The sequence below is a fragment of the Glaciecola sp. 1036 genome (genome assembly GCF_050306235.1).
Lineage (GTDB): Bacteria > Pseudomonadota > Gammaproteobacteria > Enterobacterales > Alteromonadaceae > Glaciecola.
In genome coordinates, this window is the sequence record NZ_JBLWFH010000006.1 from 155483 (window position 1) to 178917 (window position 23435).

The window sequence follows — 23435 nt, forward strand, 5'->3', positions numbered from 1 at the left end:
GAGGTTTTCATGCAAAATTATAAAGCACCGCAAAGAGATACTTTGTTTGTTACCCAAGAACTACTTGGATTTGAAGAACATTATCAAGCGCTAGGCTTCGAAGACGCCAGTGATGATCTAGTTAGAGCGATTTATAGTGAAGCCGCTAAATTTGCTGAAAACGTATTAGCGCCAATTAATCAAACAGGTGACGATGAGGGTTGTACTTACAATGATGGTGAAGTAACAACTCCAACAGGATTTAAAGAAGCTTATCACCAATATGTTGAGAACGGTTGGCCATCTATGGCTCATCCGGTTGAATTTGGTGGGCAAGGCTTACCTTATTCATTGGCGACCACCATGGCAGAATATTTTGCTGGCGCAAACCATAGTTGGGCAATGTACCCAGGTTTAAGCCAAGGGTGTATGGAAACATTGAAAGCGCATGGTACACCTGAGCAGCAATCTTTATTTTTAGATAAGTTAGTAGAAGGTTCATGGACAGGCACTATGTGCTTAACTGAACCGCACTGTGGTTCTGATCTTGGCATGCTTAAATGTAAAGCTGAACCTGCAGAAGATGGCACCTACAAATTGACAGGCACAAAGATCTTTATCAGTGCTGGTGAACATGATATGTCAGACAATATTATTCATATTGTACTGGCAAGATTACCTGATGCGCCCAAGGGGACTAAGGGTATTTCATTGTTTATTGTGCCTAAATTTAACGTTGATGCATCGGGTAATATCACCGACAGAAACTTAGTTAAGTGTGGCTCTATTGAACACAAAATGGGAATTAAAGGTAGCGCAACCTGTGTTATGAATTTTGATGGCGCTACGGGTTACCTAATTGGCCAACCTAATCGTGGATTAAACTGCATGTTTACCTTCATGAATATGGCGAGAATTGGTACTGGTATGGAAGGTTTATCAGCCACTGAAGCTGCTTTTCAAGGGGCGTTAGCTTATGCCAAAGACAGAGTACAGTTTCGTTCGGTAAGCGGAATTAAAAACCCTGATGGTCCAGCTGATCCAATCATTGTGCATCCAGATGTACGCCGTATGCTATTAACGCAAAAATCCTTGGCAGAAGGTAATCGTGCAATGAGTACCTACTGTATGAAGTTAGTAGATCTAACCCTTTATGCACAAGACGAAAATGTTAAAAAAGAGGCCGAAGCTAAGTTAGCCTTGTTGACGCCTATAGTGAAAGCGTTTCTAACAGAGTCAGCACAAGAGGCTACCAGTTACGGCATGCAAGTATATGGTGGCCATGGTTACATAAAAGAGTGGGGCATGGAGCAACTTGCCAGAGATACCCGAATTTGTACCATGTATGAAGGTACAACCGGTATTCAGGCGATAGATTTGTTAGGCCGTAAAGTTATTGGCTCAAATGGTGAGTTACTCAAAGTGTTTGCCACTGAGATTAAGACTTACTGTAAATCTATTCGCAACCTCAGCCAATTCAGTGCATGGACTAATGCCATTGATTCTCATGTGGATGAGTGGGTACAAATGAGTCGTGATATTGCTGAAATTGCGAAAAACAAGCCCGAAGAATTAGGCGCTGCATCGGTTGATTATCTAATGTACGCAGGTTACGTTGTGGTTGGGTATTTCTGGTTACAAACCGCAGTAACTGCACAGCAAAAACTGGATGCTGGCACTAGTGAAACTGAGTTTTATCAAGCGAAACTACATACAGCCAAATTCTATTTCGACCGCATGTTAACTAGAACCCGTTCTTTGGTTTCTGCAATCGCTACTGGCTCTGAAAATCTAATGGGCATGGATGAAAGCCTATTTGGTTTATCTTACTAACCAAGAGTGAAGGGGCAACTTGTTAAGTTGTCCCTTTTTTGGATGATTTCCCTTGATTCAGTCAAAGAGCGCTACGCTTTCCTCAACCACAATTAACTATTTATCTGTAGAATCTAAGCACAAAGATAGGTCTCTGTTATTTTTACATGGCTTTCCTGAAACCAGTTGGAGTTGGGAATTTTATCTAAATTATTTTGCCGATAAATATAATCTGTATGCACCAGATTTACCTGGTTACAACTTTTCTCCTGGTTTAGGAGAAGCAAAAAACTATACGATTGAAAATTTAGTTAATGTATTGAATGAGTTTATAGAGACTTGTTGTGCGCAGAAGCCAATACATGTTATTGCTCATGATTGGGGAGGTGTTTTAGCATGGCCTTTAGCAGCTTTTTATGCAACAAATATTGCCAGCCTGACGATATTAAACGCAGCTCATCCAAGTTGTTTTACCAGAGAAATGCTTTCCAACGAAAGGCAACAACAGGCGAGTTCATATATTTCAACGTTAGTGTCTGATAATGGATTTGATGCAACAAGTAAAAACCAGCATCAGATGTTAAAAGGCTTTTACGGAAAATGTTTTAATCATTTATCCAAACAACAACAACAAAGTTTTGTTAAACAATGGCAGCATAAAAAAAGTATGGAAAACGCATTTTCGTATTACAAAAATATGCCGAGCCAGTCTCAATCCAATGTTGAAAGAGCGATTAAGATTCCACGAGTCTATATTAAAGTGCCGACCATGGTGTTGTGGGGAATGAAAGATACTGCCTTTGTTCATGAAGTGTTAAATGGCATGGAACAGTGGATCGATAATCTGCAAATTGAGATATTCGACGACGATGACCATTGGTTACATCATCGCCGTTTAAATGAGGTTGCTAGTAAAATAGATAGCTTTGTTAGCGTAACAGGCTAGGGCGTTTAGTTTGTTTTATAGTTGTGAGCTACTTCCATAATTTGGTCATGCATCCACTTATGGGCACTATCGAGGTCTGCACTTATATGCCAGTACAAATAGTACTCTATGGGCGGAATATCAAACGGAAGTTCGTACATTGCTAAATCATAGTGTTTTGCTAAATGATAGGGGATACAAGCGATAAGGTCGGTTTTAACTAGGGTGCTCGGAACCGTAAGAAAATGTTGTCCACGCATAGCGATTTTACGTTTCTTGTTGATTTTATCTAAAGCGATATCAATGGGACCTAGGCCCGATTGACGGTGAGAAACGTTGATGTGGCCAACTTTTAAGAAGGTATCAAGACTTAAACCATTTTGCAGAAGCGGGTGGTTTTTGCGAGCTAGAGCAACAAAGCGGTCAGTCGCGAGCCTATGTTTTTTTAAGTGAGGGTCGGTAAAGGTACTTGCATCGGCGAAAAAGTCCAGATTACCGCTTGCCATAGCAGATACAACTTGAGTTCTGCTAATTTCATAATTGGTCAGGGTAACATTGGGTGCACGATTCTGCACACTGGACATTAATCGAGGCATTATTATGACCTCAAGCAAATCTCGGCTAGCAAAATTAAAACATTTTGCAGAGGTAGCAGGGTCAAACACATGGCTTTCTTGCACACTTTTGCGCAGCAGGCCTAATGCCTCCCTTGCTGGACCAATTATATTTTGAGCAACAGGAGTGGGTGTCATTGAGTGGCCCGTTCGGACAAAAAGAGGATCGTTTAACATGTCACGTAGTCTGGCTAACGAGTTACTTACGGCTGGTTGTGTAATGCAAAGGACATCAGCTGCTTTGGTTAAACTTCCTGCGGTATATATCGCATCAAATACAGCAAATAGGTTTAAATCGATACGGTGCAGATTCATTAAATCTCCCTATTTATTTATTCAGAATATCTATATTCGTCTATTATAACGAATAAAGTTAATAAACATAATTAATAGTATAAAGTATATACTATACACAATACTAATAAAGGTAGGATTAATATGAACATTACGCAAGTGAATATCGGCGATAGTTTTACGTCACAAGATTGGATTGTAATCGCACAAGCACAAATAAATGCTTTCGCCGAGGCAACAGGCGATTATCAATGGATTCATTTAGATAAAGCTAGATGCGAAAAAGAGAGCCCGTTTAAAACTACAATTGCCCACGGATTTTTAACCGTGTCCTTACTACCACAACATTTTGCCCAGTTGGTACAAGTGGATGAAACCACTCAAACAGTGATTAATTACGGGGTAAACAACCTGAGATTTCTAGAACCTGTTAGAGAGGGGAAAGGCATTAAATATCATTTTAGTTTAAAAGAAAAGCAACAGAAGTCTTCAGGAATCTTGTATTGCTTTGACACACAAGTCGAAGTCCAATGTTCTGAGACACCAGCCATGATAGGTGAGTTTTTAATGTTATTAGTGCAGTAATGCTGTCATAAAAATGTTGACTGGTCGGACCAAAAGGTAAACTAATCATTACATATAAATAACAATATATTTACATATGAGGTCTATTTACCTAATATCATAAACGCATTTGTAAAAAATAATGACATGCTACCTATTAGGGGATCCTCAATGAAGTTTACTGCAAAAAAGACCGCTCTCGCGGCGTTCATTGCAACGCAATTTATGAGTTTGTCTTCTACTGTATATGCTCAAGAAGAAGAGAGCAAGGCAGAAGATGTTGAATTAATTTTAGTCACGGGAAGTTACGTTAGACGTAGTGAAAACTACGAGTCGCCGTCTCCCTTGGCAGTGGTAGATAGTATTGCAATCAATGCCATTGGTGCGAAGAATATTGCAGATATTACTCAAACACTGACAATTAACACCGGTGCAGAGAATACACCAGATGCATTTACCCAAAATGCGACGGCAGGGACATCTAACATCAACTTACGTGGTTTGGGCGTTTCATCTACCTTGATACTGTTAAACAATCGTCGTCAAGTGGTAAATGCTCAACAAAACAATGCTGGTTTAAACTTTGTTGATACCAGCTCCTTAGTGCCTATGATTGCCATTGACCGCATGGAAATCATCAAAGATGGTGCATCCGCGCTCTACGGTTCGGATGCCGTGGCGGGTGTAGTGAACTTTATTACCAAAAGAAACTACGAAGGTGTAAAGATTTCTGCTGATTATCAAGATGGCGCACATGGGGATAACAAAGAATATATCCTTCAAGGTCTTTGGGGGGCTAACTTCGATAAGGGCAATATTATGGGGGCGGTAAGCTATACCAATCGTTCGCCATTATTTATTCGTGATCGTAGATTAAGCCGTCCCATTGATGATTCATCAGCTCTAGGTAACCCAGGTTCGTTTTTTGGTGTGCCAGGCTTACCTGCATCAGCTCCAGTCATTGATCCCACAGGTTGTGAACAGTTTGGTGGTATTCGAGATGTTATAATGCCGCTTGGAGCAATTGACATTGGTTTGTGTCGTTACGATTTTGGACCTGGTTATTCTTATGTGCCAGAAGAAACCAGAGTTAGTGCTTATTTCAAATCTGTTTATGAATTATCAGATGATTTAACTTGGACATCTGAATTCAGCTTTGCGCGCAATAGAGCGGAGCGTGGTGGTGCACCCAGTTTCCCAATTTTGACTGGTCCAGTGGTTCCAGCGTCTCACCCTAACAATCCATTTGGCGCCCCAGTGACTTTCTTCGGACGTGCTGAAGGTAATGGTTATGAGCCTGATCCGGCAAACACCGAATCTGATACTTTTAGATTCAATACTGCTTTACAGGGTGAAATGGATAATGGTTTCTGGGAAATCAGCTATACAACAGCGACCAATGACTTCTTGTTTAGTCTTGAAGATGTTATTGAATCTGAATTTATTCTTGCTCTTAATGGCTTAGGCGGACAAGGTTGTGATCCAATCAGTGGAACACCTGGTGAGGGAGCTTGTGAATACTTCAATCCATTTGCTACCAGTTTTACTACCGCACCTAATTCACAAAATGTGATTGATTCTTTCAATGGCCTACAGCGCATAGATTCCAATGCTGATTTGCAAGTATTTGAAGGCTTTGCTTCGTTTGACCTGTTTGATATGGAAGGTGGTACCTCTGCACTGGCTGTTGGTATGCAATACAGAGAAGAAAAGCTAGCCCAAGATTATGATGCATTGTCTAATCAAGATTCATTTACCTTCGTAATTGGTAACTCAGACTTTAAAGACAGCATAGATGTGGTAGCTGCGTTTGCAGAACTTGCCGTGCCAGTTACTGAAGACTTAGATATCCAAGTTGCTTTGCGTTATGAAGATTACGGCGGTTCAGTTGGTGATACCTTAGATCCTAAATTGGCGTTTAATTACCGAGCATCTGATAACTTCTCTGTTCGTGGCTCTGTTTCAACTTCTTTCAGAGCACCTTCAGTTTACATGCAGTTTGGTGGTGCAACTACGCTACAACAACTTAGAGATCCATTAATTGGTGCAGATGCGTTTGCTGCAGTAAGAACGACGGGTAACGAAGATCTCACCCCAGAAGAATCATTCGCATACAATGTTGGGTTCTCTATAGAGCCAGTTGATGAGCTATCTATTGAAGTTGATTATTGGAGCTTCGAGTTTGAAGACCTAATCATTCAAGAAAGTGCGCAAGCAATTTTGGCGTTAGATCCTCAAGATACTACCCGTATTATACGTGCTGGCGACCCACTAAATGGACCATTGGTGCAAGTCAATAACACTTATGTGAATGCGAGTTCTTTGGAAACATCCGGTATAGACTTTGTCAGTAGCTACCTTATTGATACTGAAGTCGGGGTATTTGTGCCTAGCATAAATGCTACTTACATTACTAAGTATGATCTTGATGATCCTCAGGCTGGCATAATTGATGGTGCTGGACGTCGTAACTTCACCAACATTGGTACTTCATCACCAGAGCTTAGAGCTAACCTAGGCTTGCGCTGGTCAATGGATGCTTACAGCGCAAATATCTTTGCTCGCTATGTGAGTGCTTATGATGATGATCAAAACTGTGCAGATCCAACGGATACTGTACCTGGTTGCGCAGCTTCTGGACTGAAAGAAATCGATAGTCATGTTACTTACGATGCGCAGTTTAATATTGATTTAGGTGCATTGCTGGAAACTGAAGCCAATTATCTATTGACCTTAGGCGGCATTAACCTAACTGATGAAGAACCTCCTCAGGTATTCACTAATGCTGGTTTTGATTCTAAAGTTCACGACCCTCGTGGTAGACAGCTATATGTAAGGCTTGCTGTAGAATTCTAAACTAAATAGTTAGTTTGAACGAATAAACCCCATACTTTTAGGTAAGGGGTTTTTTATTTGGAGTGAGAATGATAGAACGATTAACCGAAGCTGATATTATTGAGAAGCTGGCTGAATTGAATGAGAGCCAAGAAGTTGCATGGATCATTAAAGATGGGAAGCTGCATAAAAATTTTAAGTTTAAAAGTTTTATTTGGGCATTTGGTTGGATGTCGCAGGTGGCTATTTGGGCAGAAAAACTAAAACATCACCCTGAATGGTCGAATGTTTACAACAGTGTGACAGTTGATTTAGTCACACATGATGTAAACGGAATAAGTGAACTTGATTTCAAATTAGCTGAAAAAATGGAGCTGTATGCTAAGTAAATAGGGCGTTATTGAAAGTAATTGTAGATTAAAACAGCAGTTAGAATATAAATATAAAAAAAATGTGTTTTAGCTCTTGCCAGATATAATCGCCTATGTATAATACGCACCTCTTCGACGCACAGGTCGTTACAAGTTTCAGACGCGGGATGGAGCAGTCTGGTAGCTCGTCGGGCTCATAACCCGAAGGTCGTAGGTTCAAATCCTGCTCCCGCAACCAAAATTAAAACCCCAAACGCTTATGCTTTTGGGGTTTTGTTTTTTACGTCCAATAATGTTAAGTCAGCTTCCGGTGATTGGCTTTCAAATAGTTTTTATTCTAGTCTAGTTATCATCACAACATAAAATCGACCAAGTTACGAATATGCAAGGTAAATCTGAACAAAACACTGACTGTAAAGACCCTGAAGACTTCTATGATCAATTAAAGCAGGCTGTAATAGCACCCGCGTATAATAATATGCAGCAATGGCACCATGATGCTGTTGCCTATCCGGGTTTAAAAACAGGTGTCTACGTGGCAGAAGAGGCATTTGATGAAATTGAGGCAACGCATTTGAATTCCAAAGTTTATTTAAAGCAGATGCTAAAAATGACTGAAAAACTCTTAAAGCGTTATGGCCAATTACCTGGCAGTCAAGGCGAGTGGGAATCTTCCGCCCTTGGCATCATTAAAAATACGATAATTCAAATTAAAAAAAATGGGTTTCAATGAGGGCGGTTCTACCAAGGGTTAAATTGTCGTAAATTTTTAAATCGAATATATTCCAGACAAAAAAATAGAGCCGCTATCGGCTCTATTTTATTTTTTATTGATTGTATCTGTTAGCTTAGAAGCTTACAGTTACTGGGTCTGAACATGCTGTTGTTACATCACACACTATATAAGTGAAAGATGTTCCAGATGCACGACGTTCTCTATCTCTGTATTTACCAGTGTTTTCAACTTCACCTAACAATTCACCGTTGCGGTAAACCATTACAGTATCAGCACCAGAACCAGAGTAAGAAAGGTCGACACGAAGGCTACCAAATCTAGATAACATCGCGCGATCTACTTCAACCTCAATCACAGAACTTGAAACTGAAACTGTTTGTGTAGTGCTGTCAGTTTGACCTTCAGCATCTGTTGCAGTTAAGGTTACCTCATAACTACCTGTAGCAGGGAAGATGTGGGTTGGATTTTCTTCAGTAGAAGTAGTGCCATCACCAAAGTCCCAAGAGTAGCTTTCAAGGTCATTGTTCACGTCTGTACTTTCGTTAGTGAAGGCCACAGATAAACCATCGTCTTCAAATGAGAAGTCAGCCATTGGTGCCGCTGGGGCAACATCGCCAATACCTGTAATTGCTAGTCCCCAAGTATTAATAGTACCGTTATCACCGTTGTAAACGTCTAATACATTTAATACCCAGTCACCCGTAGCAACTTCACCATTGAATGCATCTGTTAGATATGATTCAACGATATCGTCAGTACCACCACCTTGGTTAGCACGTAAAGTTACGGCTGTGCCCATTGGAGATGTTAATGTTAATACCAAGTCACCACTATAAGTGTGAGTAATATCTACAGAAGCTTCTACACCAAATACCGTAATAGGATCTGGAATGTTGATAACAACGTCAACACCTACATTATCCGGATCTTCTTCGTTTGGAAGGGTAGGTACTGGGTCTCCTAAGTAGTCATATGGGAATGTCGCTAAATCTGCAGGTAAAACATATACGCTAGCAGTTTTTGATTTAACTATATCGCCACTGGTACCAGTTATTTCAAATGAATAATCACCATATGGGGTTTCTTCAGTTGTGGTAACAGTTAGACTAACAATATCACCTGGCATTGCTGTGGTGCTACTTAAAGAAGCTAAGCCGCTTGCATCAGCAAGCTCAAGAGTTACTTCTTCGTCGTAGCCTGCAATAGCGCCCACTTCTATGTCAAACACAAAGGTATCGCCAGCGCTGATTTCAACGAATCCAGGCGTTACTGTTAGTTTGAAGCTTGGAGTTGGATCAGCTTCTTCAAGTGCATTGTAGACATTCAAGCGCTTGCCAGACACTGTACGACCTGTTGCCCAAGCATTGTCGTCACCAGTCGACATTAACAACTCTTTCATTTCAGAAGGCGTTAAATCAGGATTAATCGACCATACTAACGCAGCTGCACCTGTTACATGAGGCGTGGCCATTGATGTTCCAGAAAACGAAGCGTACTGATTACCTGGTACAGTTGAAATGATCGCTGAGCCTGGTGCAGCCATGTCAACCGTGGTTAAACCATAAGAATAGGTACTATCGCCATCATTTCTATTAATACTGGCCACTGCTAACAAGCTGTTAGTTGTAGTTTCGTAGTTTGAGGGCCAGTTATCAGAGGCATCATTATCTTGACCTGAGTTACCCGCTGCCACTAAGAATAAAATTCCGGCTTCACCAGCTGCATTAATAGAGTCTAATAATGCTTCACTGTAACCACCACCCCCCCAACTGTTGTTGGTAGCTTTAACATTTACACCACGGTTAACTTTAAGGTCGGTGAAATAGTCTATACATTCGATAGCACCAGCTGTAGAGCCAGTACCAGCAGCACTTAGGAATTTACAAGCCGCAATAGAAACATCGTGGTTTACACCAACAACACCTATACCGTTGTTACCAACTGCACCTATAGTACCTGCTACGTGAGAACCGTGAGAATCATCGTCCATTGGGTCAACGTCGCCGTTTACTGTATCGATACCGTAAATATCATCAATATAACCGTTACCATCGTCGTCGATGCCGTTTCCAGGGATTTCCCCAGGGTTTTGCCACATGTTGTCAGCTAAGTCTTCGTGATTGTAGTCAACACCGGAGTCAATGACAGCTACGATAACATCGCTATCACCAGTGGTAATTTCCCAAGCTTCAGGGGCATCGATGTCAGCATCAACAGTTCCGCCATTCTGGCCAGTGTTGTTTAATCCCCAAAGATCGCCAAATCCCGGATCATTTGGTACTACAGCTTTACGCCACACATAATTAGGTTCTGCATATTCAACAGCGGGATTTTTTCTTAGAACTTCAAGTGCTTCTTTAACCGACTTACCGCGTAGTTTTAGGTTTGCAAGACGGCCATCTAGCAGATTAGAAAATCTGTCGTCTATTTCGTCTCTGTTTTTATCGCTGATAGTTGCACCAACAGAAGAGCGCGCACGCATCCTCTCAACCTTAGAGACGTTTTCCTTGTATTTGACAATAACAGTATCATCAAATAGCTCAGCTTGTGCAGCATTTGCTGTTCCTACAGCCAACGCTGGAAGCATTGCTAAAGTTAGAGCAGATAACTTTGCTTTCATTTTAAGATTCCATAGTTTTATTCAACATAGTGAAGTTTTACGGAATCTTCTCTTTCAGTCTTTTCCAATAACCAACAATCTCAGCATATATGCAATATGAAAAAAATCGCTACCCCCAAGAAAGAAAATGCAACTTTATTACTATGAAAACGTGATAAGTTTAATGTTAACTGGTCCTAAAGTGCTGTTTTTAGAATTTGAAGTAAGATGAAACGTTTAATCTTTAGTTTAAGATGATAAAAATCTAGTACCAAAGTGCTACTAAAATTATGTAAGATTCTGAATAATAGAGGTTTAATGTTTTTGTTAACAATATAAATACAACTTAAAGGTGATAGATTAAACCCACGGAAAAGGGTGTTATAGAGTTGTCTTGTTAGTTAAAGGTCAAGGACGTCATGCAGTATATTAACAGTGGAACAAATACGAAATTCTTTCGTATCAAGGGTATGTTTGCCTTTGTGGTGTTGTGCTGTTTACACAACAATAATTTGTATGCACAAACCTCTGATCTGAAATCAACAGACGATTTGGTGGAATCTCCTCTTTCATTAAGTCTCAGTCCTCAAGTGATTGTATATGGTGAATCTCAGTCGATCATTAATATAGGTCAGTTTGGACTTAACAATACAACCAACATAATCCAAACCGGTAACGCATCTAATCTTTCTAATGTAATTCAAGCAGGCAGTAATAATACTGCTGATATTACTCAGCTCGGTGCTGGTAATATTGTCAATTTGTTACAGGAAAACAATAATAACAGCTTTGAAATTATTCAGGACGGGTTTGATAACGTTGCTAATGTAAATCAACTTGGAGAGCAATCTTTTATTGTTCAGCAAATAGGGAATGAAATGGTCATCAACATTACACAATATCAAGAATAATAGTGGGTTGATAATCATATGGAGAAAACTGTGAAAATGAGAAAAACAAAAGTTGCTAGTGCTATTTTACTTGCAGCAGCTGCTAGCCTTTCAGTAGCGAATGAACTTCCTGAAGGCAAGGATGTAGTTTTCGATTCTGCGGCAGATTTAATTGCAACGGCAGTTGGTAATAGCATTACTTTAACCCAAAGCGCACCTGAAGGTAACGAACTTGGAAACTCCTCAATCTTAACTCAGGAAGGCGATTTAAATACTATGATTGTTGACATCGTGGGTGATGGCAACGACGTAGTGGCCCTTCAATCATTAGAAGGTAACGTTTTATTAGTTAATATCATCGGCGACGCTAACGTAGTAACGGCAGACCAGTTTAGTTACGATAGCACCGGTGATATCTGGATCGAAGGTGATGGCAACTTAGTTGACCTAGTACAATTAGGTGACGGTGGTTTGTTTGGGATTACCAACAGATCTATCGATACCATCATTGGTAGTGACAACACCTTAACAGTTTTCCAAGGTGATGGTGGTCATTGGGCAAATAATGCCATGATGGGTAACGAAAACACCGTTGTGGTAGACCAAGTTGGAGAATGGCACGAGCAATATATTGACGCATTGATTGGTGATGCTAACAGTGTAGAAGTTGTTCAGGATGGTTTCTGGAACATTGCAGACATCACAGAAATTTACGGTGATGAAAACGAATTAGAAATCGACCAAGATGGTGACTATAACCGTTTCTCATGGGCGTTAGAAGGTACAGGTAACGAACTTAGTTTTGAACAAGATGGTGATGACAACAGCATCTCTACTGGTGTTTTTATCGGTGACGCAAATGAAGTAAACGTTGATCAAATTGGCGATCTGAACGAAGCAACAGTTGAAACCATTGATGGTTTGGCCAATGAATTTGAAATCAATCAGGTTGGTGATGGTAACTACGCTTATGCTGGTGTTATTGGCATGCTTAATGTTTTCGATATCACGCAAACTGGTGATGCAAACGAAGCTAGCGCGGTTAACTTTGACGGTATCGGCAACATCGTTGAAATTGAACAAGATGGTGATGAAAACCTAGCCCTAGCACAAGCTGGAATCGGTGATGTTGCAGCTTATGCTGATGGCAACGAAATTATGATGACACAAGAAGGTTCAATGAACGATGCTTCTGTTGAGTTAGCTAGTTCTGACAATACGTCATATAACGTGATTGAAACTTCTCAGTCTGGTGAGCTCAACCTTATTGATTTACTAGTAAATGGTGATGATAATTTGGTAACTATCATGCAGGAAGGTGCGTCTAACTGGGTCACTGCTGAAGATGGTAGTCAGTTCATGTTAACTGGTGACAGCAATACTCTTAGTATTACACAAACAGGTAATGACAACCTTGTAGTCGGCAGTATGACTGGTACAGGTGGCACTATCAGTGTGACACAAATCGGCGATTACAATGTCGCTACTGTGACACAAATGTAATAAAGACGATAATGCCGAGAACCTTTTGTTCTCGGCTTTTTTTACAATGTCAAAAACAACACATAAGTTAATTCTTCTTTTAAGTTTCCTATTGCTTCAATCTAGTTTCTTACAAGCGAAAGAAATAGAGTTAGGCGGATTACTCTTGGATAACACTATCAGTCGGCAAGGGCATGAATTTGCAAGTCAATTGAGCCAGTATTGGCGAGAAGTACCCGACGCGTCAGGAAAAAACTTAATAGTCAAGGAAGTTATAGTGCCTCAAGCAGGGACTATGCTCTCAGTGCTCTATGACGATAAGTTGGTGTATAGGACTTATATGGGGCGCAGACAAACACCTATGAATGAAAAGGTGCAACAAGCAATAATATTAGTGTTAGATGCAGTAGCGAATTCACAATTTGAACAACGTAGTCCAGATCTTGCAGGGGATGAATGGTAATGAAAAAATTTAAAATAGCAGCGGGAGTGATAGGGTGCTTTTTAGCATCAACGGCTACCGCCACAGAACTGGTATATACACCCATTAATCCTAGTTTCGGGGGAAACCCGTTAAATGGGTCATTTTTACTCAATAAAGCGAATTCACAAAATCGGCATTCAGCGCCATTAACTGAGCGTTCATATGATGAGAGACTGCAAGAATCTCTTGAGCGTGCTTACATCAACCGAATTGTTCGAGAAATTACTGATTTAGCTTTTGGTGAGCAAGAAGTTGATGAAAATGGCAACCCAATAGACAGTATTTTCGACCAAGACAGTATCTTTACCAGCGGTGATTTTCAAGTCGAATTAATTACGTCAAATCCAGACAGTATAATTGTCAATATAACCAATCTTGTTAGCGGCGAAGTGACAATTGTTGAAATTCCGAGATTTGGTTAAGGGTTGGCATAATGAGAAGTTTCTTAGCAGTAATAGGGGCCATCACATTAACAGGTTGTCAATCAATAACGAATACCATACCACCCTATCAAGAACAAGCAAATGTCATTGAAATCAGTGATACGTTAAGTGAATTAAAATCCTTACCTTCTCCTGTGGGACAGATTCCGGTGTCCGTTTATTCGTTTCGTGACCAAACGGGACAATATAAACCGTCTTCAGGTGCCAGTTCTTTCTCCACCGCGGTAACACAGGGCGCAACCTCAATCCTTGTGCAAACTTTGAGTCAAACTGATTGGTTTTTACCGGTAGAACGTGAAGGTTTACAAAATATATTAACGGAACGAAAAATTGTTAGAGCCGCAAACGAAGAGAATAATTTACCCGAATTACCTCCATTGACCACTGCTCGAATCATCCTTGAAGGTGGTATTATTAGTTATGATACTAATATTCGAACGGGTGGTATGGGGGCCGAGTACTTTGGAGTCGGCGCTAGCGAATTATTCCGAGAAGATCAGATTTCGATTTACATGCGCGCTGTTGATGTTCGTACAGGGCAAGTGTTGGTTTCAGTTTCCACAAGTAAAAAAGTACTTAGCCAAGAAGTGAGAGCTGGCTTATTTAGATATGTGTCTTTTAGGCGTTTACTTGAAGCCGAAGCTGGATACACCACCAATGAGCCAATGTTTGAGTGTGTTAAACAAAGCATTGAAAAAGCCGTTTCCGAACTAATATTGGAAGGCATAAATAAAGGTGTTTGGCGCGCTAGAGAAGCCTAGCAGGCTTAATTTATCTGTAATAACTAAGTGGTATCATTAGCTAATGCGCTCGTTATACCACTTTATTAATTCCACTCTGTTTCGACATTCCGTTTTTCTAAATATACTGTAAATATGCGTCTTTACTGTATTTACACTGATATGTAAGTTGTCTGCAATCTCTTGATTTTGAGCACCATCGGCAATGCGCTCTGTTATAGCCAATTCACGTTTAGTTAATAATGGTTCCGCAACCATTTTAGTGCTGGCTAGGTTCGGTGAATTTTGTAAAGTATCGTTGATAAAACGGGTCAATAATTTTCGGCTGAACCATTTGTTATCCTGCTTTAACTGTTGTAACCCTTTTACGGTTAAATCAAGAGATTCATCTTTTATCAGCACGCCACTCAAACCTAATTTCAAAGCAGCGTATTGGAAATCTTGATCTTTTTCGTCCACATTAAAAATGACTTTTTTTAACTTTGGGTATTGCCTCACTAACGGCAGATTTAATAACACATTATGATTACAAAACTCTGCATCAATAAAACAAAAATCCGTTTTCGCTATGGTTTGGTTAGAAGGTTGAATTGTGCCAATTTTAGCCGAATAGCCGCATGCATCTAGTAGATCAATAAAATGACCAATAGAAGTTTTACTTCGTCTATTTAAATCTAAAGTGTGCCGCGTGAGAATAAAAGCATGTATGGCCAACTGCGTAATCCTTTTAAAAGCCCTATATTGGTTTTAGTTTAATAATACTACAGAATCGACTTATCTTATTCATTTCTTTAGTGGTTCTTGTATTAAAATTTGCGCATCAATGGTTATGGAGGTATAATCCGGTTTCATTTTGTGACTCCCTGTTTTTTCATAGTCATAGACCATGCGGCATTTCTGTTGTAATAATAGCTAATGTCCACCATTAAAGTGTTGAATAATGGTGAAAGTATTTTTTAGAGGCTCCGCTGGTTCGGGGCTTTTTTATTGGTGTCGATTTAGCTAAATACGGCACTGCGTGATGGGCTTAATGCCCTTTTTTTATATTTAAATTTGGAGGTCGTTAGCTTTGTCTCAATTAGAGAATCGCTTAACTACTATGTTATCACCCGCGGTAGAAGCTCTAGGCTTTGAATTAGTGGGCGTTGAATTTGTAAGGGCAGGAAAGCACAGTACTTTGCGCGTGTACATTGATCATGAAAATGGTATCGATGTGGATGATTGCGCTGATGTGAGTCATCAAGTGAGTGCTGTATTAGATGTCGAAGATCCAATTTCAACAGAATATAACCTTGAAGTTTCATCTCCTGGTATGGATCGTCCTTTATTCAAACCAGCCCACTTTCAAAATGTGGTTGGCCAAGAAATAAGCGTTAAATTAAATATGCCACAACAAGGACGACGTAACTTTAAAGGCATGCTGCAGGCAGCAAACGAGAACGATTTTACCATTTTGGTGGATAAAGAAAGCTTTACCCTTGCATACGCAAACGTTGGAAAAGCTAACTTGGTGCCAAACTTCAATGAATTATAATTAGATTGCCGAAAGGGTAATGAGGATAAAATGAACAAAGAGATTTTATTAGTTGCTGAAGCAGTTTCTAACGAAAAACAAGTTCCAAGAGAAAAAATTTTTGAAGCCCTTGAGTATGCGTTAGCAAGTGCAACCAAGAAAAAGAATCATGGTGATATCGAAGTAAGAATTGAAATTGACCGTGATACTGGTGATTTTGACACTTTTAGACGTTGGTTAGTAATTGAAGATGATCAGCCGCAAGAAAACCCTTATGCAGAAATTACCTTATCTGCTGCACAGGTTGATGATCCTGATATTGCGCTAGGGGATTATGTAGAAGAGCAAATTGAATCTATTCAATTCGACCGAATCACAACACAGACGGCTAAACAGGTTATCGTACAAAAAGTGCGAGAAGCAGAACGCGCACAAATGATCGCTGAATATGAAGATAAAGTCGGTGAATTGGTTACAGGTACAGTTAAGAAAGTGAATCGTGACAATATAATTATCGATTTAGGGAATAATGCTGAAGGTGTTATTTTTCGAGACGATATGTTGCCGCGTGAAACCTTTAGACCAGGCGATAGAGTGCGCGGATTGCTTTATGTGATTCGTCCAGAAGCTCGAGGTGCACAGCTATTTATTAGCCGAACACATCCGGATATGTTAGTTGAATTATTCCGCTTAGAAGTACCTGAAATTGCCGAAGAGACGTTAGAAATTAAATCTGCCGCAAGGGATCCAGGTGCACGGGCAAAAATTGCTGTAAAAACCAACGACAAACGCCTTGATCCAGTAGGTGCTTGTGTGGGCATGCGTGGTTCGCGTGTACAGGCTGTATCGAGCGAATTAGGTGGTGAGCGAGTAGACATAGTGTTATGGGATGAAAACCCAGCGACTTTCGTCGTAAACGCGATGGCGCCAGCAGAAGTAGCCTCCATTGTAGTAGATGAAGATACTCATACCATGGATGTTGCAGTTGAAAGTGATAACCTAGCGCAAGCTATAGGTCGTAGCGGTCAAAACGTGCGTTTAGCAAGCCAATTAACAGGCTGGGAACTAAACGTGATGACTGTTGATGATATGAATAATAAACACCAAGAAGAAAACGCCAAAGTGCTCGAATTATTTACCATGCACTTAGATATTGATGAAGATTTTGCCGGTGTTTTGGTGGACGAAGGTTTTTCAACCTTAGAAGAAATCGCCTATGTGCCTGTAGCTGAGTTGTTAGATATCGAAGGTTTAGACGAAGATATTGTAGAAGAGCTTAGAAATAGAGCAAAAGCAGCTTTAACAACTAAAGCGTTAGCCAATGAAGAATCGTTAGAAAGTGCTGAGCCAGAGCAAGAATTGTTAGATCTTGAAGGTATGGATAGACATTTAGCATATGTTTTATCTAGCCGAGGTATCACTAATCTTGAAGCATTAGCTGAACAGGGCACTGACGATATCAGTGATATTGAAGAACTGACCGAAGAAAAGGCCGGTGAACTAATTATGGCCGCTCGAAACATTGTTTGGTTTAACGAAGCTTAGGTCAAGGAGTCAAATATAGTATGTCAGAAGTAACAATAGAAAAACTCGCCGACAGCATCGGGACCTCTGTTGATAGACTGTTACAACAGTTTAACGACGCTGGTATGCCCAAGAAATTGGGCGAATCTGTCACAGAAGATGAAAAACAGAAGCTGCTAGATTTTCTGAATAAGCAACATGGTGGAGAAGGTGCTCAAGCGCCGAAAAAAATGACCTTGCAACGCAAGACAACCAGTACCATCAGTTTAGGAAAGTCACGTGCTGTAAAAGTTGAAGTGCGTAAAAAGCGCACTTACGTGAAACGTACAGATATTGAAGAGCAACGCTTAGCGGAAGAAGAAGCTAAACGTAAAGAAGAAGAGGCTCGAGCTAGACGTGAAGCGGAACAGAAAGCTGAAGCAGAAGCTAAACGCATTGCTGAAGAAAAAGCGCGTCAAGCAGAAGAGCAGCGCAAGGCAAAAGAAGCTGAACGTAAAGCGCAAGCAGAAAAGGCTAAAAAAGAAGCTGAAGAGCGCAAACAATCTGAATCTAGCCTAACTGAAGAAGAAAAGGCTGAGTTAGAAAAAGCGCGTGCAGAAGAAGAGCGCCTCAAGCAGCAGCAAGAAGAAGAAGCTCAGAAAAAGCTTGAAGAAGAAGCCAAAAAAGCGGCTGAAAATGCGAAAAAACTCGCAGAAGAAAACGAACGCCGCTGGAAAGAAGAAGAAGAACGACGTAAGCGCGAAGAAGCGGAAGAAGTGCACATGTACTCAAATCGCTATGCTCAGGAAGAAGAAGATCGCGAAGATATGGAAATCGAGCGTAGTAGCCGTCGTCGCAAAAAATCAAAGAAAAATGCCGGAGAGCACTTGAAGCAAGGTTTTAATAAGCCAGCTGCGCCTGTAGAGCGTGTTGTTAAGCTGGGTGAAACCATCACTGTGGGTGAATTAGCAAGTCGTATGGCAGTTAAAGGGACAGAAGTCATTAAAACCATGATGAAAATGGGTGAAATGGCAACTATCAACCAAGTACTGGACCAAGAGACAGCTTCTTTAGTTATAGAAGAGATGGGACATAAATATGAACTAGTGAATGAAAACGCACTAGAAGATGAATTAATCGCAGATCTAGGTAAAGGCGAAGGCGAAACTAGAGCACCTGTAGTCACCATTATGGGTCACGTTGACCATGGTAAAACATCGCTACTAGATTATATTCGACGCGCTAAAGTTGCCGATGGCGAAGCCGGCGGTATTACTCAGCATATTGGTGCATATAGTGTTGAGACAGAGAATGGTAGAATTGCTTTTCTAGATACACCAGGACACGCCGCGTTTACCGCAATGCGTGCACGGGGTGCGACAGCAACTGATATTGTTGTCGTTGTAGTCGCAGCGGACGATGGTGTCATGCCACAAACCAAAGAAGCGATCCAACACGCTAGAGCAGCCAATGTGCCAATCATTGTTGCAGTTAACAAAATGGACAAAGAAACTGCCGATCCTGAAAGAGTGAAAACTGAATTATCTCAGTTAGAAGTCATTCCGGAAGAGTGGGGCGGTGAACACCAATTTGTAAATGTTTCAGCCAAAACAGGGTTAGGTATTGATGAATTGCTTGAAGCTATCTCTTTACATGCTGAAGTACTTGAACTTAAAGCGGTAAAAGATGGTCCAGCAAAAGGCATTGTTATCGAGTCTCGTTTGGACAAAGGTCGAGGACCAGTAGCCTCTATCTTGGTACAAGAAGGTGAGTTAAAGCCAGGGCAAATTCTCCTTTGTGGTGAAGAATATGGCCGTGTACGTGCGATGCGCGATGAAAACGGGAATGAAGTTAAATCAGCTGGGCCTTCAACGCCGGTAGAAATACTTGGTTTATCTGGTGTACCAAATGCTGGTGAAGATGCACTTGTTGTAAAAGATGAGCGTAAAGCAAAAGAAGTTGCGGCTAAACGTCACTCTAAGAAGCGAGAACTTAAACTAGCTAAACAACAAAAAGCTAAACTTGAAAACATGTTTGCTAACATGGAAAGCGGTGAAGTTAGTGATTTAAACATAGTGCTTAAAGCCGATGTTCAAGGTTCAATAGAAGCCATCGCGGATAGTTTGGTCAAGTTGTCGACCAGCGAAGTAAAAGTCAATATCGTTGGTAGTGGCGTAGGTGGTATTACAGAAACTGACGCCTCCTTAGCGGCAGCGTCAAGTGCCATTATCATCGGCTTTAACGTACGTGCGGATGCAGCAGCGAGAAGAACAATTGAAGCTGAAGAAATTGATTTGCGCTACTACAGCATCATTTATGAGTTAATTGATGAAGTTAAGCAAGCCATGAGCGGTATGCTTGCACCTGAGTTTAAACAGGAAATCATCGGATTAGCGGAAGTAAGAGATGTATTTAAATCACCGAAATTGGGCGCTATCGCTGGTTGTATGGTCACTGAAGGAACCATTAAACGCAGTAACCCAATTCGTGTTCTTCGTGAAAACGTGGTTATTTATGAAGGTGAGCTAGAATCACTTCGCCGCTTTAAAGACGATGTTCAAGAAGTTAAGAAAGGGTTTGAATGTGGTATTGGCGTTAAAAATTATAACGATGTAAAAGTCGGTGACCAAATCGAAGTTTACGAAATAGTAGAAGTTAAACGCGAAATTTAACATTTATTCCAAAGCTTGAAATGGAGGCATCAGGCCTCCATTTTTGTCTTAACGGAAAAATTTTAAACATTAAGAGGCACTTTTGTGGCTAGAGAATTTTCAAGAACTGACAGAGTCAGTCAGCAGTTACATAAAGAAATCGCATTGATACTGCAACATGAATTTAAGCACCGTCATCCAGAGGTCGGAATGATAACGCTATCTGAAGTCGAAGTATCAAAAGACTTAAGTCATGCTAAAGTCTTTATTAGTTTTTTCTTGGATGATGAAGAAAAAAATAAAGCCGATTTTAACACATTAAAAGAATCCGCCAGTTTTATACGTGGCTTGCTGGCCAAACGTATTCGAATGCGCAGCACGCCAGCTCTGCATTTTATGTGGGACACGTCTATGCTGGAAGGTGCGCGAATTAGTGCCTTAGTGGATAAGGCAATTGCATCAGATAAAAATAGAAACTCAGACGATTAAATGGCCAGAAAAAGAAAAGGCAGACCAGTTAATGGTGTGCTCCTGATTAATAAACAAAAGGGGCAATCATCGAATAACGTTGTGCAGCAAGTTAAACGCCTTTTTAATGCACAAAAAGCTGGGCATACAGGCGCATTAGATCCACTTGCCACTGGCATGCTACCTGTGGGTTTAGGCGAAGCAACTAAATTCTCACAGTTTCTATTAGATGCAGACAAAACCTATGAAGTAGTAGCTCATTTAGGGGTAAGAACAGATACCTCTGATGCTGATGGCGAAATTGTCGCTACAGCAACTACCCAGGGCATTACACGCAAGCAGATAGATAAGGGGATTGAGACCTTTAGAGGTGAGATTCTGCAGACGCCGTCGATTTATTCAGCGTTAAAGTATCAGGGCAAACCTCTTTATTATTATGCGCGCAAGGGAATCGACGTTCCTAGGCCTACACGCAAAATCACAGTATTCGATATTCAAGTGCTCTCTTGGCAAGATGATAAACTCACCATGAAAATCAGTTGTTCAAAAGGTACTTATATTCGAACCATAGTAGATGACCTTGGAGAGCTGTTAGGTTGCGGCGCTCACGTGGCTGAATTAAGAAGAACCAGTGTGACGCCGTTTCAAGCATCGAAAATGTTGTCGGTTGATGACCTAACAAACATGCAATCGAATAAAGAAGAGGGCAATTTTAGCGAGCTTGATGCACTTTTGTTACCCATGGATATACAAGTGGGTTCATTGGATAAAATCGAATTAGATGCAGAGGCTGCTGAAAAATTTAATCACGGAATGCAACTGCCATTAGGGCCAGACTTTATTCAAGGCGCTAAATTAAGAGTCTACAATAAAGTTAATCAGCAATTTTTAGGGGTTGCAGAAGTTAATGCGCAGCAACAATTACAGCCTAGTAGGGTTGTGGTCTACAATTAAACAAAATAACTTGTAATTTTTACTGTGCACATTATAATGCGCGCTCTTCAAATGTCGCTGAATTAGTGATCGGCACATTTTAACGTGTAAACTAACGAGGTATATATGTCACTAAATACACAAGAAACAGCAGCAATTATTGCTGAACACGCTAGAGGCGAAGGTGACACAGGTTCACCTGAAGTACAAGTAGCTTTGTTGACTCACAACATCAACAAACTTCAAGGCCACTTTTCAGAGCATAAAAAAGACCACCATTCACGTCGTGGTTTGTTGAGAATGGTTTCTCAGCGCAGAAAAATGCTTGATTATTTAAAGCGTAAAGATCTTAGCCGTTATCAAGATCTGATCAAAAAGCTAGGTCTACGTCGTTAATTCGATGGGTTAGATTAAAAAGAGGCGCTTCAATTGAAGCGCCTTTTTTATTACTTGAGAATATTGGTCTTGAATTAAACTGAGCGTTTAATTAATTCTTCTAACTTAGTTTCCAATTCATTGATTTGTCGAAGTAGGTTGGTATTGCGTTGTTCTAGCAAAATAAGCTTTTCATTAATATCACGGACTTTGGAAGCGTTTGCGGTATCGTTTTCGGATAAAGATTCTCTTTCTACTGATGCGGCTAACATACTATTTGCTTGTTCATTCACGGTAGCATTTAAAGTCGATATTCTGCCAGCAAGTTGTTGCGCTTGGGTTTCCAAATTTTTAGTTTTATTGTCCAAGACAGAGACTAACTTATTAATATCTCCTTTGAAGTTACCAACAGAGTTAGATAACTCTTTAATTTCTTGCTGATTGCGGCGCCATGCGCTGGCCCAAAGCTTGTCCATCTGCTCCCAGAGTTCGTTGGCTTTTTCTGATAATTCACCAACCTTTACCTGCAACGCAACCGTGGACTCTCCCATCTCTTCACCGGTGGCTGATAAACGGCTTTCTAACGACGATAATCGCTCTATATTGCTATTGATGGTTTGATTTGCATTTTGCAATTGAATAAACAAATAAACACATCCAGCGACCGCGACGACGCTTACGAATATTAATGATGAAACCAACCAGTTATTACTTTTAACTATAGTCGTTTGTGTCGGCCTTCTTTGAGAACTGGTTGTTATTCTATCGTTTACATCAACATTGATAGGGGCAAAATCTTTATCTTTATTGTCCGCCATTATAAAAATCCACTAAATCATTTATTTTTGTTCGAAGCTTTTTGGAATTAACCCTAAATACGCCGGATAAATCCATAATAAGCAATTATTTATTAGTTACGATAAGGTATCAGAAAGTTGATCAATGGGAAATTATAAAACTTAATTATCAATAATACTTTTCTTTCGCCGATACAAACTTACTGAAAGAGTAAAGATTCTTCGCAATAAGCGATAAACCTTAGTGAATACTAGATTGATTGCTTAAGAAATACTCGAAACCCCTTTATCTAAGTTAAAAAATTGCAAAAGGTAATAATACACCTTATGATGATTTTACATTGTAAAACGCACGGTTTATATGAAGTTAAGTCAAAAGTTATCATTTAAATTAGGGGTACGTAGCCTCGTACTTTTAATTTTTCTC

21 protein-coding genes and 1 tRNA gene are annotated in these 23435 nt (G+C 40.3%); 18 read left to right on the plus strand and 4 right to left on the minus strand.

Going from position 1 to position 23435, the window contains the following annotated elements:
* The first annotated feature begins 9 nt into the window (after window positions 1-9).
* Window positions 10-1812: an acyl-CoA dehydrogenase C-terminal domain-containing protein gene (locus ACNKW3_RS10715; RefSeq protein WP_427399290.1), complete on the plus strand. Its 1803-nt coding sequence runs from the start codon at window positions 10-12 to the stop codon at window positions 1810-1812.
* A gap of 52 nt (window positions 1813-1864) precedes the next feature.
* On the plus strand, window positions 1865-2737 hold the full coding sequence (locus ACNKW3_RS10720) for an alpha/beta fold hydrolase (RefSeq protein ID WP_427399291.1): 873 nt from the start codon (window positions 1865-1867) through the stop codon (window positions 2735-2737).
* Between the two features lie 5 nt (window positions 2738-2742).
* On the opposite strand, the gene ACNKW3_RS10725 is transcribed toward ACNKW3_RS10720, so the two are convergent.
* Entirely contained in the window at window positions 2743-3645 is a 903-nt protein-coding gene (locus ACNKW3_RS10725; RefSeq protein WP_427399292.1) for a LysR family transcriptional regulator, read from the minus strand.
* A 123-nt stretch (window positions 3646-3768) separates the two neighbouring features.
* Here ACNKW3_RS10725 and ACNKW3_RS10730 point away from each other — a divergent pair, with 123 nt between their 5' ends.
* From ACNKW3_RS10730 to ACNKW3_RS10750, 5 genes are all read left to right on the plus strand, one after another.
* Entirely contained in the window at window positions 3769-4209 is a 441-nt protein-coding gene (locus ACNKW3_RS10730) for a MaoC/PaaZ C-terminal domain-containing protein (RefSeq protein ID WP_427399293.1), read from the plus strand.
* A 150-nt stretch (window positions 4210-4359) separates the two neighbouring features.
* On the plus strand, window positions 4360-7044 hold the full coding sequence (locus ACNKW3_RS10735) for a TonB-dependent receptor plug domain-containing protein (protein ID WP_427399294.1): 2685 nt from the start codon (window positions 4360-4362) through the stop codon (window positions 7042-7044).
* Window positions 7045-7112: 68 nt separating this feature from the next.
* Window positions 7113-7412, plus strand: a complete 300-nt coding sequence (locus ACNKW3_RS10740; RefSeq protein WP_427399295.1) for a 4a-hydroxytetrahydrobiopterin dehydratase — start codon at window positions 7113-7115, stop codon at window positions 7410-7412.
* A 143-nt stretch (window positions 7413-7555) separates the two neighbouring features.
* Window positions 7556-7632 (plus strand) — tRNA-Met (locus ACNKW3_RS10745).
* Window positions 7633-7776: 144 nt separating this feature from the next.
* Entirely contained in the window at window positions 7777-8127 is a 351-nt protein-coding gene (locus ACNKW3_RS10750; RefSeq protein ID WP_427399296.1) for a hypothetical protein, read from the plus strand.
* A 115-nt stretch (window positions 8128-8242) separates the two neighbouring features.
* On the opposite strand, the gene ACNKW3_RS10755 is transcribed toward ACNKW3_RS10750, so the two are convergent.
* On the minus strand, window positions 8243-10750 hold the full coding sequence (locus tag ACNKW3_RS10755) for a S8 family serine peptidase (RefSeq protein ID WP_427399297.1): 2508 nt from the start codon (window positions 10748-10750) through the stop codon (window positions 8243-8245).
* Window positions 10751-11148: 398 nt separating this feature from the next.
* On the opposite strand from ACNKW3_RS10755, the gene ACNKW3_RS10760 reads away from it, so the two are divergent.
* The 5 genes from ACNKW3_RS10760 to ACNKW3_RS10780 are packed head-to-tail and all read left to right on the plus strand — an operon-like array spanning window position 11149 to window position 14789.
* The gene (locus tag ACNKW3_RS10760; RefSeq protein ID WP_427399298.1) at window positions 11149-11640 is read left to right on the plus strand and encodes a curlin subunit CsgB; all 492 of its coding nucleotides are present in this window, start codon (window positions 11149-11151) and stop codon (window positions 11638-11640) included.
* A gap of 36 nt (window positions 11641-11676) precedes the next feature.
* Window positions 11677-13122: a curlin gene (locus ACNKW3_RS10765; protein WP_427399299.1), complete on the plus strand. Its 1446-nt coding sequence runs from the start codon at window positions 11677-11679 to the stop codon at window positions 13120-13122.
* A 46-nt stretch (window positions 13123-13168) separates the two neighbouring features.
* Window positions 13169-13564, plus strand: a complete 396-nt coding sequence (locus ACNKW3_RS10770; RefSeq protein WP_427399300.1) for a CsgE family curli-type amyloid fiber assembly protein — start codon at window positions 13169-13171, stop codon at window positions 13562-13564.
* On the plus strand, window positions 13564-14007 hold the full coding sequence (locus tag ACNKW3_RS10775; protein ID WP_427399301.1) for a curli assembly protein CsgF: 444 nt from the start codon (window positions 13564-13566) through the stop codon (window positions 14005-14007). Before ACNKW3_RS10770 ends, ACNKW3_RS10775 begins: the two co-directional genes overlap by 1 nt.
* Before the next feature lie 11 nt (window positions 14008-14018).
* On the plus strand, window positions 14019-14789 hold the full coding sequence (locus ACNKW3_RS10780; RefSeq protein WP_427399302.1) for a CsgG/HfaB family protein: 771 nt from the start codon (window positions 14019-14021) through the stop codon (window positions 14787-14789).
* A gap of 36 nt (window positions 14790-14825) precedes the next feature.
* Here ACNKW3_RS10780 and ACNKW3_RS10785 read toward each other — a convergent pair whose 3' ends face one another.
* Window positions 14826-15482, minus strand: a complete 657-nt coding sequence (locus ACNKW3_RS10785; RefSeq protein ID WP_427399303.1) for a response regulator transcription factor — start codon at window positions 15480-15482, stop codon at window positions 14826-14828.
* Window positions 15483-15837: 355 nt separating this feature from the next.
* On the opposite strand from ACNKW3_RS10785, the gene rimP reads away from it, so the two are divergent.
* From rimP to rpsO, 6 genes are all read left to right on the plus strand, one after another.
* On the plus strand, window positions 15838-16302 hold the full coding sequence (gene rimP, locus ACNKW3_RS10790; RefSeq protein ID WP_427399304.1) for a ribosome maturation factor RimP: 465 nt from the start codon (window positions 15838-15840) through the stop codon (window positions 16300-16302).
* A 30-nt stretch (window positions 16303-16332) separates the two neighbouring features.
* On the plus strand, window positions 16333-17826 hold the full coding sequence (nusA, locus tag ACNKW3_RS10795) for a transcription termination factor NusA (RefSeq protein ID WP_427399305.1): 1494 nt from the start codon (window positions 16333-16335) through the stop codon (window positions 17824-17826).
* A gap of 20 nt (window positions 17827-17846) precedes the next feature.
* Window positions 17847-20456, plus strand: coding sequence for a translation initiation factor IF-2 (gene infB, locus ACNKW3_RS10800; RefSeq protein ID WP_427399306.1), 2610 nt, complete (start codon window positions 17847-17849; stop codon window positions 20454-20456).
* An 84-nt stretch (window positions 20457-20540) separates the two neighbouring features.
* Window positions 20541-20924 (plus strand): 30S ribosome-binding factor RbfA, encoded by a 384-nt coding sequence (gene rbfA / locus ACNKW3_RS10805; RefSeq protein WP_427399307.1) that lies wholly within the window; start codon window positions 20541-20543, stop codon window positions 20922-20924.
* Entirely contained in the window at window positions 20925-21857 is a 933-nt protein-coding gene (gene truB / locus ACNKW3_RS10810) for a tRNA pseudouridine(55) synthase TruB (protein WP_427399308.1), read from the plus strand. It begins immediately after the preceding gene.
* A gap of 105 nt (window positions 21858-21962) precedes the next feature.
* A complete protein-coding gene (rpsO, locus tag ACNKW3_RS10815) occupies window positions 21963-22232 on the plus strand; it encodes a 30S ribosomal protein S15 (RefSeq protein WP_427399309.1) in 270 nt (89 codons plus the stop codon).
* 74 nt (window positions 22233-22306) lie between these two features.
* Here rpsO and ACNKW3_RS10820 read toward each other — a convergent pair whose 3' ends face one another.
* Complete coding sequence (locus tag ACNKW3_RS10820) at window positions 22307-23029, minus strand: hypothetical protein (RefSeq protein ID WP_427399310.1); 723 nt, start codon at window positions 23027-23029, stop codon at window positions 22307-22309.
* Between the last annotated feature and the right edge of the window lie 406 nt (window positions 23030-23435).

Excerpts from the sequence above, each read along its gene's own strand:
- ACNKW3_RS10715 (WP_427399290.1), top strand. The coding sequence starts at position 10 with ATGCAAAATTATAAAGCACCGCAAAGAGATACTTTGTTTGTTACCCAA.
- ACNKW3_RS10760 (WP_427399298.1), top strand. The coding sequence starts at position 11,149 with ATGCAGTATATTAACAGTGGAACAAATACGAAATTCTTTCGTATCAAG.
- nusA (WP_427399305.1), top strand. The coding sequence starts at position 16,333 with ATGAACAAAGAGATTTTATTAGTTGCTGAAGCAGTTTCTAACGAAAAA.
- rpsO (WP_427399309.1), top strand. The coding sequence starts at position 21,963 with ATGTCACTAAATACACAAGAAACAGCAGCAATTATTGCTGAACACGCT.
- ACNKW3_RS10735 (WP_427399294.1), top strand. The coding sequence starts at position 4,360 with ATGAAGTTTACTGCAAAAAAGACCGCTCTCGCGGCGTTCATTGCAACG.
- ACNKW3_RS10780 (WP_427399302.1), top strand. The coding sequence starts at position 14,019 with ATGAGAAGTTTCTTAGCAGTAATAGGGGCCATCACATTAACAGGTTGT.
- ACNKW3_RS10765 (WP_427399299.1), top strand. The coding sequence starts at position 11,677 with ATGAGAAAAACAAAAGTTGCTAGTGCTATTTTACTTGCAGCAGCTGCT.
- ACNKW3_RS10730 (WP_427399293.1), top strand. The coding sequence starts at position 3,769 with ATGAACATTACGCAAGTGAATATCGGCGATAGTTTTACGTCACAAGAT.
- truB (WP_427399308.1), top strand. The coding sequence starts at position 20,925 with ATGGCCAGAAAAAGAAAAGGCAGACCAGTTAATGGTGTGCTCCTGATT.
- ACNKW3_RS10740 (WP_427399295.1), top strand. The coding sequence starts at position 7,113 with ATGATAGAACGATTAACCGAAGCTGATATTATTGAGAAGCTGGCTGAA.
- ACNKW3_RS10770 (WP_427399300.1), top strand. The coding sequence starts at position 13,169 with ATGTCAAAAACAACACATAAGTTAATTCTTCTTTTAAGTTTCCTATTG.
- ACNKW3_RS10750 (WP_427399296.1), top strand. The coding sequence starts at position 7,777 with ATGCAAGGTAAATCTGAACAAAACACTGACTGTAAAGACCCTGAAGAC.
- ACNKW3_RS10725 (WP_427399292.1), bottom strand. The coding sequence starts at position 3,645 with ATGAATCTGCACCGTATCGATTTAAACCTATTTGCTGTATTTGATGCG.
- ACNKW3_RS10775 (WP_427399301.1), top strand. The coding sequence starts at position 13,564 with ATGAAAAAATTTAAAATAGCAGCGGGAGTGATAGGGTGCTTTTTAGCA.
- ACNKW3_RS10755 (WP_427399297.1), bottom strand. The coding sequence starts at position 10,750 with ATGAAAGCAAAGTTATCTGCTCTAACTTTAGCAATGCTTCCAGCGTTG.
- ACNKW3_RS10820 (WP_427399310.1), bottom strand. The coding sequence starts at position 23,029 with ATGGCGGACAATAAAGATAAAGATTTTGCCCCTATCAATGTTGATGTA.
- infB (WP_427399306.1), top strand. The coding sequence starts at position 17,847 with ATGTCAGAAGTAACAATAGAAAAACTCGCCGACAGCATCGGGACCTCT.